At 58.3% G+C, this 16,592-nt stretch carries 16 protein-coding genes and 1 pseudogene; 7 read left to right on the forward strand and 10 right to left on the reverse strand.

Annotation, left to right across the window (positions count from 1 at the left end; all coding sequences use genetic code 11):
* Positions 1–19: 19 nt before the first annotated feature.
* From carA to grpE, 5 genes and pseudogenes are all read right to left on the reverse strand, one after another.
* A complete protein-coding gene (carA, locus tag NTD81_RS16970; RefSeq protein WP_262183846.1) occupies positions 20–1,168 on the reverse strand; it encodes a glutamine-hydrolyzing carbamoyl-phosphate synthase small subunit in 1,149 nt (382 codons plus the stop codon).
* A 209-nt stretch (positions 1,169–1,377) separates the two neighbouring features.
* Positions 1,378–2,181, reverse strand: a complete 804-nt coding sequence (dapB, locus tag NTD81_RS16975; RefSeq protein WP_262183848.1) for a 4-hydroxy-tetrahydrodipicolinate reductase — start codon at positions 2,179–2,181, stop codon at positions 1,378–1,380.
* 82 nt (positions 2,182–2,263) lie between these two features.
* Positions 2,264–3,397: a molecular chaperone DnaJ gene (gene dnaJ, locus NTD81_RS16980; protein ID WP_262183849.1), complete on the reverse strand. Its 1,134-nt coding sequence runs from the start codon at positions 3,395–3,397 to the stop codon at positions 2,264–2,266.
* 122 nt (positions 3,398–3,519) lie between these two features.
* Entirely contained in the window at positions 3,520–5,436 is a 1,917-nt protein-coding gene (gene dnaK, locus NTD81_RS16985) for a molecular chaperone DnaK (RefSeq protein WP_262183850.1), read from the reverse strand.
* 99 nt (positions 5,437–5,535) lie between these two features.
* A pseudogene (grpE, locus tag NTD81_RS16990) lies at positions 5,536–6,114 on the reverse strand (nucleotide exchange factor GrpE); the annotation flags it as partial.
* A 147-nt stretch (positions 6,115–6,261) separates the two neighbouring features.
* On the opposite strand from grpE, the gene recN reads away from it, so the two are divergent.
* Positions 6,262–7,935, forward strand: coding sequence for a DNA repair protein RecN (gene recN, locus NTD81_RS16995; protein WP_262183852.1), 1,674 nt, complete (start codon positions 6,262–6,264; stop codon positions 7,933–7,935).
* Positions 7,936–8,009: 74 nt separating this feature from the next.
* Here the strand turns inward: recN and fur are convergent, their stop codons facing one another.
* On the reverse strand, positions 8,010–8,414 hold the full coding sequence (fur, locus tag NTD81_RS17000) for a ferric iron uptake transcriptional regulator (protein ID WP_262183917.1): 405 nt from the start codon (positions 8,412–8,414) through the stop codon (positions 8,010–8,012).
* A gap of 98 nt (positions 8,415–8,512) precedes the next feature.
* Between fur and NTD81_RS17005 the strand changes: the two genes are divergently transcribed.
* Positions 8,513–9,004: an outer membrane protein assembly factor BamE gene (locus NTD81_RS17005; RefSeq protein ID WP_262183853.1), complete on the forward strand. Its 492-nt coding sequence runs from the start codon at positions 8,513–8,515 to the stop codon at positions 9,002–9,004.
* 70 nt (positions 9,005–9,074) lie between these two features.
* Here the strand turns inward: NTD81_RS17005 and NTD81_RS17010 are convergent, their stop codons facing one another.
* A complete protein-coding gene (locus tag NTD81_RS17010; RefSeq protein ID WP_262183854.1) occupies positions 9,075–9,395 on the reverse strand; it encodes an RnfH family protein in 321 nt (106 codons plus the stop codon).
* Positions 9,388–9,822, reverse strand: a complete 435-nt coding sequence (locus NTD81_RS17015) for a type II toxin-antitoxin system RatA family toxin (protein WP_262183855.1) — start codon at positions 9,820–9,822, stop codon at positions 9,388–9,390. The genes NTD81_RS17010 and NTD81_RS17015 overlap by 8 nt, the downstream gene beginning before the upstream one ends.
* A 272-nt stretch (positions 9,823–10,094) precedes the next feature.
* On the opposite strand from NTD81_RS17015, the gene smpB reads away from it, so the two are divergent.
* The gene (gene smpB, locus NTD81_RS17020) at positions 10,095–10,577 is read left to right on the forward strand and encodes an SsrA-binding protein SmpB (RefSeq protein WP_262183856.1); all 483 of its coding nucleotides are present in this window, start codon (positions 10,095–10,097) and stop codon (positions 10,575–10,577) included.
* A 54-nt stretch (positions 10,578–10,631) separates the two neighbouring features.
* On the opposite strand, the gene NTD81_RS17025 is transcribed toward smpB, so the two are convergent.
* Positions 10,632–11,261, reverse strand: coding sequence for a LysE family translocator (locus NTD81_RS17025; RefSeq protein ID WP_262183919.1), 630 nt, complete (start codon positions 11,259–11,261; stop codon positions 10,632–10,634).
* 78 nt (positions 11,262–11,339) lie between these two features.
* Here NTD81_RS17025 and NTD81_RS17030 point away from each other — a divergent pair, with 78 nt between their 5' ends.
* The 4 genes from NTD81_RS17030 (at position 11,340) to NTD81_RS17045 (ending at position 14,708) form a co-directional block, all read left to right on the forward strand.
* Positions 11,340–12,305 (forward strand): 2-hydroxyacid dehydrogenase, encoded by a 966-nt coding sequence (locus NTD81_RS17030; protein WP_262183858.1) that lies wholly within the window; start codon positions 11,340–11,342, stop codon positions 12,303–12,305.
* A 26-nt stretch (positions 12,306–12,331) separates the two neighbouring features.
* Positions 12,332–13,330 (forward strand): class I SAM-dependent methyltransferase, encoded by a 999-nt coding sequence (locus tag NTD81_RS17035; protein WP_262183859.1) that lies wholly within the window; start codon positions 12,332–12,334, stop codon positions 13,328–13,330.
* A gap of 244 nt (positions 13,331–13,574) precedes the next feature.
* Positions 13,575–14,159: a TMEM165/GDT1 family protein gene (locus tag NTD81_RS17040; RefSeq protein WP_262183860.1), complete on the forward strand. Its 585-nt coding sequence runs from the start codon at positions 13,575–13,577 to the stop codon at positions 14,157–14,159.
* Between the two features lie 105 nt (positions 14,160–14,264).
* Positions 14,265–14,708 (forward strand): ketosteroid isomerase-related protein, encoded by a 444-nt coding sequence (locus NTD81_RS17045; protein ID WP_262183861.1) that lies wholly within the window; start codon positions 14,265–14,267, stop codon positions 14,706–14,708.
* Positions 14,709–14,725: 17 nt separating this feature from the next.
* Here NTD81_RS17045 and NTD81_RS17050 read toward each other — a convergent pair whose 3' ends face one another.
* Positions 14,726–15,538: a M48 family metallopeptidase gene (locus tag NTD81_RS17050; RefSeq protein WP_262183862.1), complete on the reverse strand. Its 813-nt coding sequence runs from the start codon at positions 15,536–15,538 to the stop codon at positions 14,726–14,728.
* Positions 15,539–16,592 lie beyond the last annotated feature (1,054 nt).

Genomic DNA, 16,592 nt, shown 5'->3' on the forward strand with positions numbered 1-16,592 from the left:
CTTGGGTCAGTCGGCGGGCTTAACGGCGCTTGGCCATGGCTTCGATAAAACGATCAAACAGTGGCGCAACATCGTGCGGGCCGGGGCTCGCTTCTGGGTGACCCTGGAAGCTGAACGCAGCCTTGTCGGTGCGCTCGATGCCTTGCAGAGTACCGTCGAACAGCGACTTGTGAGTGGCGCGCAGGTTGGCCGGCAGGCTTGGCTCATCCACGGCGAAACCGTGGTTCTGGCTGGTGATCATCACCACACCCGTGTCCAAATCTTGTACCGGGTGGTTAGCACCATGATGGCCGGTGGCCATTTTCACGGTTTTAGCACCAGAAGCCAGGGCCAACAGCTGGTGACCCAGGCAGATACCGAAGACGGGAATCTCGGTTTGCAGAATTTCCTTGATCGCCGTGATCGCGTAATCGCAAGGCTCGGGGTCGCCAGGGCCGTTGGACAGGAACACGCCATCGGGATTCAGCGCCAGCACTTCACTGGCTGGTGTTTGCGCCGGCACTACGGTCAGCTTGCAGCCGCGTTCAACCAGCATACGCAGGATGTTCAGCTTCACCCCGTAGTCGTAGGCCACGACGTGGTAAGGCAGCTCGGCAGCGGAGATCTCTGGATGGCTGTCGTTTTTCAGGTTCCACACACTGGAGCGCCACTCGTAACGCTCGCTGCAGGTCACTTCTTTGGCCAGATCCATGCCTTTGAGGCCTGGGAAACTGCGCGCCAGCTCAAGCGCTTTAGCATCGGTGGCGTCGTCGCCGACCAGGATGCAGCCGTTTTGCGAGCCTTTTTCGCGCAGGATGCGGGTCAGGCGGCGGGTATCGATCCCGGCGATGGCCACAGTACCGTTTTCTTTAAGGTACTCATCCAGTGGCTGCTTGTTACGCCAGTTGCTCGACAGCAGCGGCAGGTCACGAATGATCAGGCCGGCGGCCCACACTTGGTTGGACTCGGCGTCTTCCGGTGTGGTGCCCGTGTTGCCGATGTGCGGATAGGTCAGGGTTACGATTTGCTGGGCATAGGAAGGATCGGTGAGGATTTCCTGATAGCCGGTCATGGCGGTGTTAAAAACCACCTCTCCAATAGTTTGGCCATCAGCACCGATGGCCTCGCCGCGAAAAATACTGCCATCAGCAAGAGCCAATATGGCAGGTTTTAGGGCTGGCTTACTCAAGAAAACCTCCGAAGATCAAATCGTGAAGCAAACGCAGATTGTAAAAAAGCGGGATGACGTTACAACCGTCACCCCGCTCTTTTATCTGATTCATTCTGCGCAACTTTAGTGGACACACTAAAGCAGAAAGCTTACAGGAAAGTGCCATTTTGGTCCACCGCCTGATGGGACAAAGTCAGCAACAAACCCGCAAAGTGCGACACAATGCCTCAGTTAAGACCGAGAACGTCCTGCATGTCGTACAAGCCTGCCGGGCGCTCTTGCAGCCACAGGGCCGCGCGCACCGCACCTTTAGCGAAGGTCATACGGCTCGAAGCCTTATGCGTGATCTCCACGCGCTCGCCCTCAGCAGCGAACAATACGGTGTGATCACCGACCACATCACCCGCACGCACGGTGGCAAAACCGATGGTTTCGCGCTCACGGGCGCCGGTTTGGCCTTCACGGCCATAGACCGCGACTTTCTGCAGATCGCGTCCCAAGGCATTAGCCACCACTTCGCCCATACGCAGCGCCGTGCCAGACGGTGCATCGACTTTATGCCGGTGGTGGGCCTCGATAATCTCGATATCCACGTCATCACCCAGCACTCGCGCGGCGGTATCCAGCAGTTTGAGGCAGAGGTTAACGCCGACACTGAAGTTGGCCGCAAAGACAATCGGGATGTGCTTAGCCGCGTCCGCCAGTTGCTGCTTTTCCTCTGCCGAGAAACCTGTCGTGCCGATCACCATGGCCTTGCCGGCATCACGGCAGATCTGCAGGTTTTTCAGCGTCACCGAGGGATGGGTAAAGTCGATCAATACATCGAACTGATCGAGCACCGCCGCCAGATCGCCGACCAGGCTCACGCCCGCCTTACCTTGGGCAACCAGCTCGCCGACATCGACGCCCACCAAGCTGCTGTCTGCCCGATCAATGGCCGCACTTAAGCGCGCACCATCAACCACCTGCACAGCCTCGATCAGGGTTTTGCCCATACGCCCAGCGGCGCCCATCACAGCAATACGTTGCATAACTCTTTGATCCACGCGGTTAAATTCACATGACCCAGGCACGCCGCCGTGAACCAACGCTCACGCGGCGTGGGCCTCTGACTTACAGGTCGCCGAAGAAGCGCTTAACGCCTTCAAACCAACCATTAGCCTTCGGCGAGTGGGAACTGTCGCTGTCCAGCGAGTTGCGGAACTCTTCCAGCAGCTCACGCTGACGACGATCCAGATTCACCGGCGTTTCTACCGCCACGCGGCACATCAGATCGCCAGCACCACCCCCACGCACTGGCGCTACGCCCTTGCCACGCAGGCGGAACATTTTGCCAGTCTGGGTGCCTTCCGGAATCTTCAGCTTAACCCGCCCATCCAGGGTTGGCACTTCCAGCTCACCACCCAGGGCAGCGTCAGCGAAGCTGATCGGCACTTCACAGTACAGGTGCTTGCCGTCGCGCTGGAAGATCGCGTGCTCACGCACGTTCACCACCACGTACAGATCACCCGAAGGCCCGCCTTGGGCACCGGCCTCACCTTCACCGGACAGACGGATACGGTCACCAGTATCCACCCCAGCCGGGACTTTCACCGACAAGGTTTTGTGCTCTTCGACGCGGCCCTGGCCGTGGCACGTGCCACATGGGTCGGTGATCATCTTGCCGCTGCCGTGGCAACGCGGGCAGGTTTGCTGTACCGAGAAGAAGCCTTGCTGCATGCGCACCTGGCCCATACCGGCGCAGGTGGTACAGGTCACTGGACTGGTGCCCTTTTTCGCGCCCGAGCCATCGCAGGTTTTGCAATTGACCAAAGTCGGCACACGAATGGTGACCGTGGTGCCGCGTACCGCTTCTTCCAGATCCAGTTCCAGGGTGTAACGCAGATCGCTGCCGCGCTGCGGACCGCCACGCTGGCCGCCGCGGCCACCGCCACCACCAAAGAAGTCACTGAATACATCGCCGAAAATATCGGAGAAGTTCGCCCCGCCGCCACCGCCAAAGCCGCCGCCACCAGCGCTTGGATCAACGCCGGCGTGGCCGTATTGGTCGTAGGCCGAGCGCTTGCTCGCGTCAGACAGCACTTCGTAGGCCTCGTTGGCCTCTTTGAACTTCTCTTCGGCGTCTTTATCGTCCGGATTGCGGTCCGGGTGATACTTCATCGCCAAGCGGCGGTAAGCCTTTTTCAGCTCCGCTTCGCCGGCGCCGCGCTCGACACCGAGCACCTCGTAATAGTCACGTTTAGCCATAAGTCTTCAGCACCTTAAAATCGTCTACTCCAGACACGCCAACGCGGGAGCAAGCTCCCGCGTGGCGGATCGCGCCGGATGCAACCTGCATTGCACCCGGGCAGAGCGGCATAAGCTTGCGCTTACTTGTTGTCTTTGACTTCTTCGAACTCAGCGTCGACTACGTCGTCGCCAGCGTCCTTGGCTTGCTCACCGGCCTCAGCCTGAGCACCTGGCTGTGGCTGCTCGGCGTACATCTTTTGCGCCAGCGGTGCGGTCACTTCCGACAGAGCGGTCATCTTGGCTTCGATGTCAGCTTTATCGTCGCCTTTGATCGACACTTCCAGCGCTGCCACAGCTGCTTCGATGGCAGTTTTCTCGTCAGCAGTCACTTTGTCGCCTGCTTCGGTGACCATCTTACGGGTGGCGTGAACCAGTTGGTCGCCCTGGTTACGAGCACCGGCCAGCTCTTCGAACTTGCGATCTTCCTCAGCGTTAGCCTCGGCATCACGGACCATCTGTTGGATTTCTTCCTCAGACAGACCGGAGTTGGCCTTGATCACGATCGACTGCGACTTGCCAGTGGCTTTGTCTTTGGCGCTTACATGCAGGATGCCGTTAGCGTCGATGTCGAAAGTCACTTCAATTTGCGGCACACCACGTGGCGCTGGCGGAATCTCAGCCAGGTCGAATTTACCCAGCGACTTGTTGCTGCTCGCTTGCTTACGCTCACCTTGCAGCACGTGAATGGTCACCGCGCCCTGGTTATCGTCAGCGGTGGAGAACACTTGCGACTTTTTGGTCGGGATAGTGGTGTTCTTCTCGATCAGCGCAGTCATCACGCCGCCCATGGTTTCGATACCCAGGGTCAGCGGGCTGACGTCCAGCAGCAGTACGTCTTTAACGTCGCCCGACAGTACCGCGCCTTGGATCGCAGCACCCATGGCCACAGCTTCGTCCGGGTTAACGTCTTTACGGGCTTCTTTGCCGAAGAAATCGCTAACCGCTTTCTGTACCAGCGGCATACGAGTCTGACCACCGACCAGGATCACGTCGTTGATCGCACCCACGTCGATACCGGCGTCTTTCAACGCAGTACGGCAAGGCTCGATGGTGCGTTGCACCAGGTCTTCCACCAGCGATTCCAGCTTGGCGCGGGAGATCTTCACGTTCAAGTGCTTAGGACCCGACGCATCGGCAGTGATGTACGGCAGGTTAACGTCGGTCTGCTGGCTGGAGGACAGCTCAATTTTGGCTTTCTCAGCGGATTCTTTCAGGCGCTGCATGGCCAGCGGATCACCTTTGAGGTTGATGCCGCTTTCTTTCTTGAACTCGTCCACGAGGTAGTCGATCAGACGGATATCGAAGTCTTCACCACCCAGGAAGGTGTCACCGTTGGTGGCCAACACTTCGAACTGGTGCTCACCGTCAACTTCAGCGATTTCGATGACGGAGACGTCGAAAGTACCGCCGCCCAGGTCATAAACGATAACGGTGTGGTCGCCTTTGGCTTTGTCCATACCGTAAGCCAGTGCCGCAGCAGTTGGCTCGTTGATGATGCGCTTAACGTCCAGACCCGCAATACGGCCGGCGTCTTTAGTCGCTTGACGCTGGCTGTCGTTGAAGTAAGCCGGAACAGTGATGACCGCCTCGGTCACAGGCTCGCCCAGGTAATCCTCGGCGGTTTTCTTCATTTTTTTCAGCACTTCGGCGCTGATTTGCGGCGGTGCCATTTTCTGGCCGTTCACTTCAACCCAGGCGTCACCGTTGTCAGCCTTGGCGATTTTGTACGGCACCATTTGGATATCTTTTTGCACAACGTTTTCGTCGAAGCGACGACCGATCAGACGCTTAACGGCGTACAGAGTGTTGTGCGGGTTAGTCACAGCCTGGCGCTTAGCCGACTGCCCCACCAGAATTTCGCCATCGTTGGCATACGCAATGATCGAAGGGGTAGTACGCGCGCCTTCGGCGTTTTCAATAACTTTGACTGTACCGTTTTCCAGAATGGAGACGCAGGAGTTAGTAGTCCCCAGGTCGATACCGATAATTTTGCCCATTATTACTCTCCCGAAACTTGGATATTTCCGTCGCTAGCTCTTGGCGGCAACGGCAGCACTAAAACGCTTGACTGTTAAATGGGGTCAGCAAGAAATATTTCAAGCCTGCTCATCAATAGAAGGTGGAACTTGTGCCGGCGCCTTGCTCACCACCACCATCGCGGGGCGCAGCAAACGACCATTAAGCAGGTAACCCTTCTGGAACACTTTCAGTACGGTGTTAGGCTCAACATTGGTGCTTTCTTCCAGCGCCATGGCTTGGTGATGCTCTGGGTTAAACGGCGCACCATGGGGATCGACTTGATCCAGATTGAAACGCTTGAGCGTGTCCAACAGCAACTTGAACGTCAGCTCCATGCCCTCGCGTACGGCCTTAATGGCTTCGTCATCAGGGTTGGAAAGTTCCAGGCCGCGCTCCAGGCTGTCGACTACGGGCAGCAAGTCGTTGGCAAATTTTTCCAAGGCGAACTTGTGCGCCTTCTCAACATCCTGCTCGGCGCGACGGCGCACGTTTTGCAGGTCGGCAGCCATGCGCAGCGACTGATCCTGCGCCGCAGCCAGTTGCTCTTCTAGCGTCTGTACGCGAGCAGCCAGATCATCCCCAGGCTGCGCTTGCTCAGCGCCTTCCAGTTCAGGGTTCTGCGTATCCAGGGTCTGTTCGTCAGCCATGCCTTTCTCCTCTGATAATTCGACGCAAGCCTCAACCTGCGTTCCTGACCGTTATATGGGGCCAAGTTTTGTAGTTTCAAGGACCTACCACGGGATTGTCAGATAACGAAAAAACACTGTATAAATAACCAGACCAAAAATTCCGGAGGCCTCGCCATGCTGGTGCACCTGTCCGTACACAATTACGCCATCGTTGAACACCTTGATCTTGAGCTGGACGCTGGCATGAGCGTAATTAGCGGCGAGACCGGCGCCGGCAAGTCGATCATGCTTGATGCCCTGGGCCTAACCTTGGGCGATCGGGCGGACAGCGGCGTGGTGCGTCCAGGCGCTGACAAGGCCGACATCCTCGCCAGCTTCGACCTCATCGACATTCCCGAGGCGCGCAAATGGCTGGCCGAGCGCGATCTGGATAACGACGGGCCGTGCATCCTGCGCCGGGTGATCACCGCCGAAGGTCGCTCGCGCGGCTATATCAACGGCACCCCCTGCCCTCAAGGCGATCTCAAAGCCTTGGGCGAGCTGCTCATCGATATCCACAGCCAGCATGAACACCAATCCCTGCTCAAGGCCGACACCCATCGCCGCCTGCTCGATGAATATGCCGGCAGCCAAGAGCTGGCGCGCCAAGTGCAACTGGCCGCGCAGCGCTGGAAACAGACGCGCAATGAGCTGGAACGCGTCGCCAACCTCGGCGATGACCAACGCGCCCGCCACCAACTGCTCAGCTATCAACTCGAAGAATTGGAGAACCTCGGCCTGGGCGAGGATGAGCTGGAGCAACTGGAGCAGGAACATAAAAACCTGACTAACGCCGAAAGCCTGCTTGCTGCTTGTCGCGTGGTGATTGAACAGTGCAGCGAGAGCGACGCTGGCAATGTGCTGTCGGCGCTGACCAGCAGTCTCAATCGCCTGAGCGCCTTCCAAGGCCAGCCGGGCGCACTGAGTGAAGCCGCCAATCTACTGGCGAGCGCGCAGATCCAAGTAGAAGAAGCGGTCGGCGAGCTGAATCGCTTCCTCGATCACTTCGAGGCCGACCCAGAGCGCCTGCAACGCCTCGAAGAGCGCCTCGACACCATCTATACCTTGGCACGCAAACACCGTATTCACCCCAGTGAGCTGGCCAGCAAGCAGCAACAGTTGTTTGAGGAATTAGAGGGCCTTAACGCTGACGATCAGGCCGCCGAGCGCCTGAGCGAAGAGCTGGCCGCTTTCGAGCGTCATTACCAAGAGAAAGCCAGCGAACTCAGCGCCCTGCGCCACAATGCCGCCAGCCAACTGGCCAGCGCGGTGGAAGCCGAGATGCAGAGCCTGGGCATGCCCGGCGGGCGCTTCACCATCGCCCTGACAGCAACCGGCACGGCCGATCCGCAACCGCACGGCCTCGATCAACTGGAGTTTTTGGTCAGCGCCAACCCGGGTCAGCCGCTCAAACCACTGGCCAAGGTAGCCTCCGGTGGCGAACTGTCGCGGATCAGCCTGGCGATTCAGGTCATCACCGCACAGACCTCGCGAGTGCCAACCTTAGTCTTCGATGAAGTCGACGTAGGGATTGGCGGGCCCACCGCAGAAGTGGTCGGGCAACTGCTGCGCCGCCTTGGCGAGCGCGGCCAAGTGCTGACGGTCACCCACTTGCCGCAAGTAGCCGCGCAAGGCCATCAGCATCTGTTTGTGCACAAACTGCGCGACAGCGACGCCACCCGCACAGCCGTAAGCAAGCTCAGCGCGCAGCAACGTGTCGAAGAAATCGCGCGGATGCTCGGCGGCGTCGACCTGACCGAAGAATCACTGGCCCATGCCCGGCAAATGGTCAGCAGTGCACAGGCTTAAAGACTGAAACTGGGGCAACCCAGCACACTAAAACAATAAAGGCGACCGAGGTCGCCTTTATTGTTGAGTCGCAATTAAATCTTCTTGCGCACGTACAGCACCAGATTGTGATCGACCAATTCAAAACCATGCTCGCGCACAATTTCTTTTTGCCGTTTCTCAATCTCGGTATCAAAGAACTCAATAACTTCGCCGGTTTCGACACAAACCATATGGTCATGGTGGCCGCTATCAGCCAGCTCGAATACCGCGTGACCGCCGTCAAAGTTATGCCGCACAACTAAGCCGGCCGCTTCAAACTGGGTCAATACGCGATAAACAGTGGCCAAGCCAACGTCATCACCTGCTTCCATCAGCGACTTATAAACGTCCTCAGCGCTCATATGGCGCTGACCGGCTGAGTCAAGCATTTGCAGTATCTTGACCCGTGGCAAAGTTACCTTGAGGCCAGCCTTGCGTAATTCGTTATTTTCAACCATGGTTTGCTTTCTCGTGGAAGCGGCTTCGCAGCTTCCCATATTGCGGGTATGATCCGGGAATAAAATTGCCCAGCCAAGATAGTGGAAGTCACCCTCCGATGCAAAAAACCAAGCTCCTGCTGACCAGCCTCACCCTTACGGGGCTCTTCGCACTCGCCGGTTGTTCATTCCCCGGGGTTTATAAAATCGACATTCAACAGGGCAATGTCGTGACGCAAGACATGATAGACCAGTTGCGCCCAGGAATGACCCGTAAACAAGTACGGTTTATCATGGGTAACCCGCTACTGACTGACACCTTCCACACTGATCGCTGGGACTACCTGTACAGCATTCAGCCTGGCGGCGGTCAACGCCTGCAAGAGCGCGTCAGTCTCAACTTCAACCAAGACGACCAACTGGTCAGCCTGTCTGGCGACTTTATGCCAGGTGTGAGCCGCGATCAATCGATCCTTGGTGAAGGCCAGAGCGCCAAGCCTGAAGAGCGCCCAGAACCCGGTTCGCTGCTTGAGCAAATTCAGCAAGAAGTCGATGACGTGCACGTGGTGCCAGTACCGACACCAGAGCCGCTGGACCCAAGCCCGCAGTAAGCGCTGCGCGCCAGCTGCAATAAAAAAAGCCCGGATGACTCCGGGCTTTTTTATGCACCATGCCACTCTCTCAGGAGGCCGCTTCTTGCGCCTTAGCCAAGGCCGCTTTAGCGGCGCGCTGCTTGCGCACCTCTTTGGGGTCAGCCAACAGTGGCCGGTAGATCTCCACCCGCTCCCCCGCCTGCAACACCCGCTCCTCAGGCTTAGGCAAAACCTTGCCGAAAATCCCAAGATGGCTGTTCTGCAGATCCAAACCCGCGAACTCAGCAGCCAAGCCCGATTGCAACACCGCCTGACGCGCCGTAGTCCCCGGCGCCACCGTCAGACTGACGAGCTTTTGCTTATGCGCCAAGGCATACACCACCTCGATCACAATAGCTGCCTCAGCCATACAGCTGCTTAGCCCGCTGGCAAAAGGCATCGACCAAGGTATTGGCCGCCTGGTTAAACAACGGTCCCAGAGTGGCGCGCACCAGCGGCCCGGCATAGTCAAAGGTCAGATCCAGGCTGATCTTGCAGGCCTTATCGCCCAGCGCTTTAAATTCCCACTGACCGAACAGCTGAGTGAACGGCCCCTCTTCCAGATTGAGCTGGATGGAGGTACCTGGCACCAAGGTATTGGCCGTGACAAAACGCGAACTAAGCCCGCCCTTGGCCACCTCTAAACTGGCGCGCATATGCGTCTCACTGGCTTCGAGCACGCTACTGGCCGAACACCAGGGAAGAAATTGCGGGTAGCTGGCCACATCATTGACCAGATCAAACAGCGCCTGGGCCGGGTATGGCAGCAGCGCAGAACGCTGGATATGGGTACTCATAAACAACCATTTCACTTAAGCAGGTGCAGATCAGCATAGCTGCCGAGACTGCGGACAGGGTCGAAGCACTTAGCCCAACCACGAGAAATCAGGCACTGCCGAGCAAAGCTTAATGCCACCCTTACACACGAGTAGCAGCCGAGGGAACGGCAGTGGCGCTAATAATACCCAGCTAAGGCGCGCTTAACCATTTTCACGCAAGCCCTAGGCGTGTGCATTGCCACTCGCCACACATAGCGTTAGGCGCGATGACTGCCTATAATGCGCGCCCTATGGCTAAACAAAAGAAACATCCGCAAGGCAACATCGCTCAAAACAAAAAGGCGATGCATGACTATTTCGTCGAATCCAAGTTCGAGGCGGGCTTGGTCCTGTCTGGCTGGGAAGTGAAGAGTCTGCGCGCTGGCAAAGCTCAGTTAGTCGACAGCTACGTGCTGCTCAAAGACGACGAAGCTTGGCTGATGGGCTGCCACATCACCCCGCTGAAAACCGCCAGCACCCACGTGATTGCCGACCCTACGCGCACACGCAAGCTGCTGCTGAACAAGCGCGAGCTGAATAAGCTATTTGGCTCCGTGCAGCAGAAGGGCTACACCTGCGTGGCCCTGTCGCTGTATTGGAAGGCGCACCTGGTCAAATGCGAAATTGCCCTGGCTAAGGGTAAAAAAGATTTCGATAAACGCCACACCCTGAAAGAGCGCGACGCCGACCGCGAAGTGCAGCGCGTGATGCGCAACAAAGGCAAGGACGACTAACGCCCGCTTGCGCCATACCCAACGCCCCGCTGATGCGGGGCGTTGTCGTTAGAGCTAGTTGAGTTTGGTCAGCGCCAGCTTGATCCCCAAGCCCACCAGCACTACGCCCATCAAACGATCGAACCAGTGCCCCAAGCGGGCAAAGCCTGCGCGCACGCGCTGCTGACTGAACACTTGAGCGACCATGCAAAACCACAGCGCCGTGGCGGCAACCAGATACAGACCGTAGCCGCCCTGCACCAGCAGCGGCGTGTGCGGATCAATCACCACAGTGAACAGCGACAGGAAGAACAGCGTCGCTTTAGGGTTCAAGCCGTTGGTCACAAAGCCTGCGATAAACGCCGCCCGGGGCGAGCGCTGACCGACTTCACGGGCAATCTCCTCGCCATCATTGCTCGCCGGCTTAGCCCGCAGCGCCTTGATGCCGATGTAAACCAAGTAGGCCGCAGCCAACCACTTGAGCAGGTTAAACAGCACGATCGACTGCGACACGATCAAGCCGATCCCCAGCAGCGAGTAAGCAACATGGATGCTAATGCCGCAGCCCACCCCTAAAGCGCAGAACATCCCGCAGCGCCGTCCATAGCCAACACTTTCGCGTACCACCACGGCAAAGTCCGGGCCCGGACTGGCCACCGCCAACAGATGAATCAATGCCACCGCGAAAAACTCATTCCAGTACATGCTCTGCGCGACCTCAAAATTAATCTGGTAGGCTGACAAACATACCTCAGGCGCCAACCCGCAGGATAGACAGCAGCAATGACTCAGCCCACTCAAGCCGTATTTCTCGACCACGCATCGCTGGACCTCGGCGATCTTGATTTACAAGCCCTTGAGCAGTGCTTTAGCCAGCTCAAACGCTACCCGCAAACCAGCGCGGCACAAGTCATTGAACGCCTGCAAGACATTCAGGTGGCGATCACCAATAAGGTGCCCATGACGGCCGAAGTGTTTGCCGCCTGCCCCGACCTTAAGCTGGTACTGATTACTGCAACAGGCACCAATCTCATTGACCTGCCAGCCGCCCGTGCCCACGGCGTCACCGTGTGCAATTGCCAGGGCTATGGCACGCCGTCGGTGGCGCAGCACACCTTGATGCTGCTGCTCGCGCTAGCCACCCGTCTAAGCGACTACCAAACCGATATTCGCGCCGGGGCCTGGCAACAGGCTCAGCAATTCTGCTTGCTTGATCATCCGATCATCGAGCTGCACGGTAAGACCTTAGGACTGCTGGGCCACGGTGAGCTGGGCAGCGCGGTGGCATGCCTGGCCGAAGCCTTTGGTATGCGCGTCGTACTCGGCCAACTGCCAGGACGGCCGGCGCGGCCTGACCGTTTGCCATTGGATGAGTTGCTGTCACAGGTTGACGCCCTCACCCTGCACTGCCCGTTGAATGAACACACCCGCGACCTGATCGGCGCCCGCGAACTGCGCCTGATGAAGCCACAAGCCCTGCTGATCAACACCGCCCGGGGCGGCCTAATCAACGAGCAAGCCTTGGCCGACGCCCTGCGCGCCGGCCTGCTCGGCGGCGCCGCCACCGACGTGCTCAGCCAAGAACCTCCGCGTGACGGCAACCCCCTGCTGGCTGCCGATATTCCGCGGCTGATCATCACTCCGCACAGCGCCTGGGGCAGCCGTGAAGCACGGCAGCGCATCGTCACTCAACTCACTGAAAATGCCCGCAGCTTTTTTGCCGGCGACCCGCAGCGCGTAGTCAGCTAAGCTAGGCGATTTTCTCGAGGACGCTTATGGACCCGCGCAGCGAAGTCTTGCTACGCCAGGCCGAATTATTCCAGGGCCCGCTCTTGCTCGCGGGTCTGGCGGCGGATGATCTGCTCGGCGAACTGCCGCAAGCCCATGGCTGGAGCTGGCACGCCGGCGATCACGCACAACTCAATGCGCGCTTTAGCGGGCGCTGCCATTACGGCACCGAGGCCGGGCCGGCAGAATTTGCCAGCGCCGTGTTGTTTCTACCCAAGTCCCGCGAGCTCACCGACTATTTACTCGCCTGCCTGGCCGCCCAGTTACCCGGGGGCTTGCTCTATTTAGTCGGTGAGAAACGTGCGGGCATCGAACGTGCCGCCAAGCAACTGAGCAGCTACGGGCGTGCCCGCAAGCTTGATAGCGCGCGCCATTGCCAACTCTGGCAAGTACGGGTTGAGCACTGCCCTGCCAAGCCCGACCTGAATAGCCTGGCTCAGCGCTACGAACTGCCACTGGCCGATGGCCCGCTAACAGTGATGAGCCTACCCGGCGTATTCAGCCATGGCCGCCTGGATGTCGGCAGCGCTCTGCTGCTGCAACACTTAGACAACCTGCCCAGCGGCCATCTGCTCGACTTCGGCTGCGGCGCAGGCGTGCTCGGCGCGGTGCTCAAACGCCGCTATCCACACTGCCAAGTCAGCATGCTGGATGTCGATGCCTTCGCCATCGCCAGCAGCCGCCTGACCTTGGCCGCTAACGGTTTAGAGGCGCAAGTACTGGCCGGGGATGGCATCAACGCGGCCCCCAGCGGCCTTAGCTTGATTCTCAGCAACCCACCCTTTCATCAGGGTGTACACACCCACTACCAGGCCTGCGAACAACTGCTGCGCCAGGCCCGCCTGCACTTGGCCAGCAAAGGTGAACTACGGCTGGTGGCCAACAGTTTCCTGCGTTACCCGCCGCTGATCGAAGAGCATCTGGGCCCCTGCCAAACCCTGGCGCAAGACAAGGGCTTTAGCATTTACCGTGCGGTGAAAAACTAACCGAGGGCTTGCCCTAAGTCCTGCACGCGGGCAGAATAGGCCCCGTCCTAGGGGAGTAGTCTCCCGCGAGCGCCCGCTCGCCCGGTACGCGTCAACATACTTGCTCCGCAGAGCATGGCGCATACGACCAAGGCCTTTACCGAAGGGCCTGCGGTTTGACCAGACCTATGACACGCACACCTTACCCGGGGCGGGGAGGCTGTACGTGTCATAGCCGTGTTGACCCGCCCCTATAGGAAGCTTGATGTTTGAATCCCTATTTGTACCCACAGGTATCGTCGCCCTCGCTGAGATTGGCGACAAAACACAACTGCTTGCGTTACTGCTGGCAGCGCGTTTTCGCAAACCCCTGCCGATCATTCTCGGCATCATCGTGGCGACCATTGCCAACCACTTTGTCGCCGGTGCTGTAGGCAACTGGGTGGCGAGCTTCTTCTCGCCAGCCACTCTTAGCTGGATTCTCGCCGCCAGCTTCGTGGCCGTCGCCCTGTGGACATTAGTGCCGGACAAACTGGACGACGATGAAAGCTCCAGCTTTAAACGCTATGGCCCCTTCCTCACGACCCTGATTGCGTTCTTCCTCGCGGAGATGGGCGACAAAACCCAAGTCGCGACAGTGATGCTGGCCGCGCAGTACCCGCACTTCATTCTGGTGGTAATCGGCACCACTCTCGGCATGTTGCTGGCCAACGTACCGGTGGTTCTGGCCGGCAACTTTGCCGCAGATCGCTTGCCGCTGACCTTGATTCGTCGCCTCGCCGCCTGCGCCTTTGCCGCCCTGGCGGTATACGCCGGCTACCAAGCACTAAAATTTAGCGGCCTGCTGTAAACGCCGAAAAATGCCAAGGGACTGGCATTTTGCCAACCTTGGTCGGGCCCTTACGGCAGATTGGTGTATTACTTAATGCAGCCAATCTGTCGCAAGGAAGACTGCATGCCGTTGCAAGAACGCAAAAAGCTGGTGCTGCAGCACATCGCCCTAAGCTGGAATAAGGGCCGCACAGCCCTAGCCGAGCATCTGCACAGCCCGGACTTCATCTACAAAAGCGCCTTTGTCAGCCAACCCCTTAACAGCACCGGCTTTGCCAAGTTAATCAGCGAAGTGCGTGACGCCATGCCTGACATCGAAGTGGTGGTGGAGGAATGCATCGCCGAAGGCTCCAAAGTGGTGACGTGGAGCACCATGATCGGCACCCTCAGCAAGCCCGCTTTCGGCTTGCCGGCCAGTGACAAAGTGCTGAGTATCGCCGCCATGGCCTTCTGGACCTTCAACCCAAGCAACCAGATCGAAGAAATCTGCACCATCTTTGATATGGAAAGCCTGCGCGCGCAGCTAGGGCTCAGCGCACAAACCTACGCGGCGAAAGCCCTGCCTTAAGTCTCGACGTGCCTGACTTAGCGCGCCTGTTGGTACAACGGCATGACTTTGGGGATGGCCGCTTGCAAGGCGCTGATGCGATTGCTCGATGACGGGTGGGTGCTCATAAACTCCGGGCTGGAGCCGGCACTGGCAGAAGCCATTTTTTGCCACAGGGTTACCGCGGCATTGGGGTCATAGCCCGCCCGCGCGGCCAGCTCCAGACCGATCAAGTCGGCCTCATTTTCATTGGCCCGGCTATTGGGCAAGGTCATCCCGTACTGCACCGCGGCGTCAGCCAGGGCCATGCTGTCGGCACCCAAGCCGAGCAACGCACCGGCACCTTTTTTCGTCAGCTCAATGCCGTAGGCCTTGGACATCGCCTCACGCCCATGCTCACGTAAGGCATGGGCGATCTCATGGCCCATCACCGCCGCAATTTCATCATCGCTAAGGTTGAGTTTGTCGATGATCCCGGTATAGAAAATAATCTTGCCGCCGGGGCCACAGTTGGCGTTGAGCTCATCGCTCTTAATCAGGTTGACCTGCCAATCCCACTGCGCAGCATCCGGGCGGAACACCGTGGCCTGCTTGATCAGGCGATCAGCAATGGCCTGTAAACGCTTGGCATTGGCGCTGGAATTATCCAACTCACCTTTATTAGACGCGGTACTTACCGTCTCTTGGTAAGACTGGGCGTACATCTGATTGACTTCATCGGTCGACAACATACTGAACATATATTGCTTGCGCTCAACCCCTACGGCCCCGCCACTGGTGGTGTTGACCGCCTGGCAAGCAGCCAAGGTTAGGGCTGTACCCAGCACAGCCGCCGCAGATAAATGTCGCATCGTCCAACTCCTGAAAAAAACTGGCCTCATCCTAGTGGCCCGTCCGACGCGGAACAATCCCTAGGCGAGACTTGACGCTAGATGGCATTTTGCCTGCGCATCCAGACAAACCAGCTATGCTGGGTGTGGCACGCTCACAGCGTCGTTCGAAAGGCCTTAATACATTGCCCGCCCTGCCGATAACAGGCGAACAGGATGTCGCCAAGATGGAGTTCTAAATGCGCTTTAAGTCCATTCAGTTTTCTGTTCTCGTATTCGCCGGAGCCAGTGTGCTCGCGGTGGTCGCCGCATTGGTGCTGTATGCCCTGTTTGCCGCCTCGCACACGCAGAAATTGGTTCACGACAGTACTCAGGGCTTGCTCCAGCAGGTTATCGAGCAGCGTCTTAGTTCGCTGGCCCAGGCCGAAGTGGCGCGTTTGGAGCATCAGTTTGATGCGCCTATGACCTTGGCCAAGTCCATCGCCACCCTCAATAGCCATATGGCGACGCAAACCGATAGCGGCAAGGCCCTCAATATGACGCGCGAGGAGCTGTCGCAGCTGGCGCGGCGCTATCTGCAAGATAATCCACACCTGCTGGATATCTACATCGGCTGGGAAGCCAATGCCTTCGACGACCAAGACAGCGTCTATGCCGGCCTCACTGAGCAAGGCTACGACCAGACCGGGCGCTTTATGCCTTGGTGGTACCGCGACGGCAGCGAGTTGAAAGTGCTCGCCCTAGAAGCACAAGCCATGGAAAGCGAAAAGCTGCTGCCCACTGGGGTGCGTGAGGGTGAGTACTACCTGTGCGTGAAACAAAGCAAACAGCCCTGTGTGGTCGACCCTGCATCCTATGAGTACGGCGACAAGCAAATCCTAGTGGCATCGTTCAACGCCCCGGTGTTGGTCAACGGCCAATTCAAAGGCATCGTAGGCAATGACCTGCCCCTGGACTTTATCCAGGGCCTGCTGGTTAAAGCTAACGGCAACCTGTATGACGGCGCCGGTGAAATGGCGCTGATTGCCGCCAATGGCACCCTGATCGCCGCCAGTAAAGACGCCAGTCTGATTGG

Source organism: Pseudomonas sp. 5P_3.1_Bac2 (assembly GCF_025465995.1).
Taxonomy (GTDB): Bacteria; Pseudomonadota; Gammaproteobacteria; order Pseudomonadales; family Pseudomonadaceae; genus Aquipseudomonas.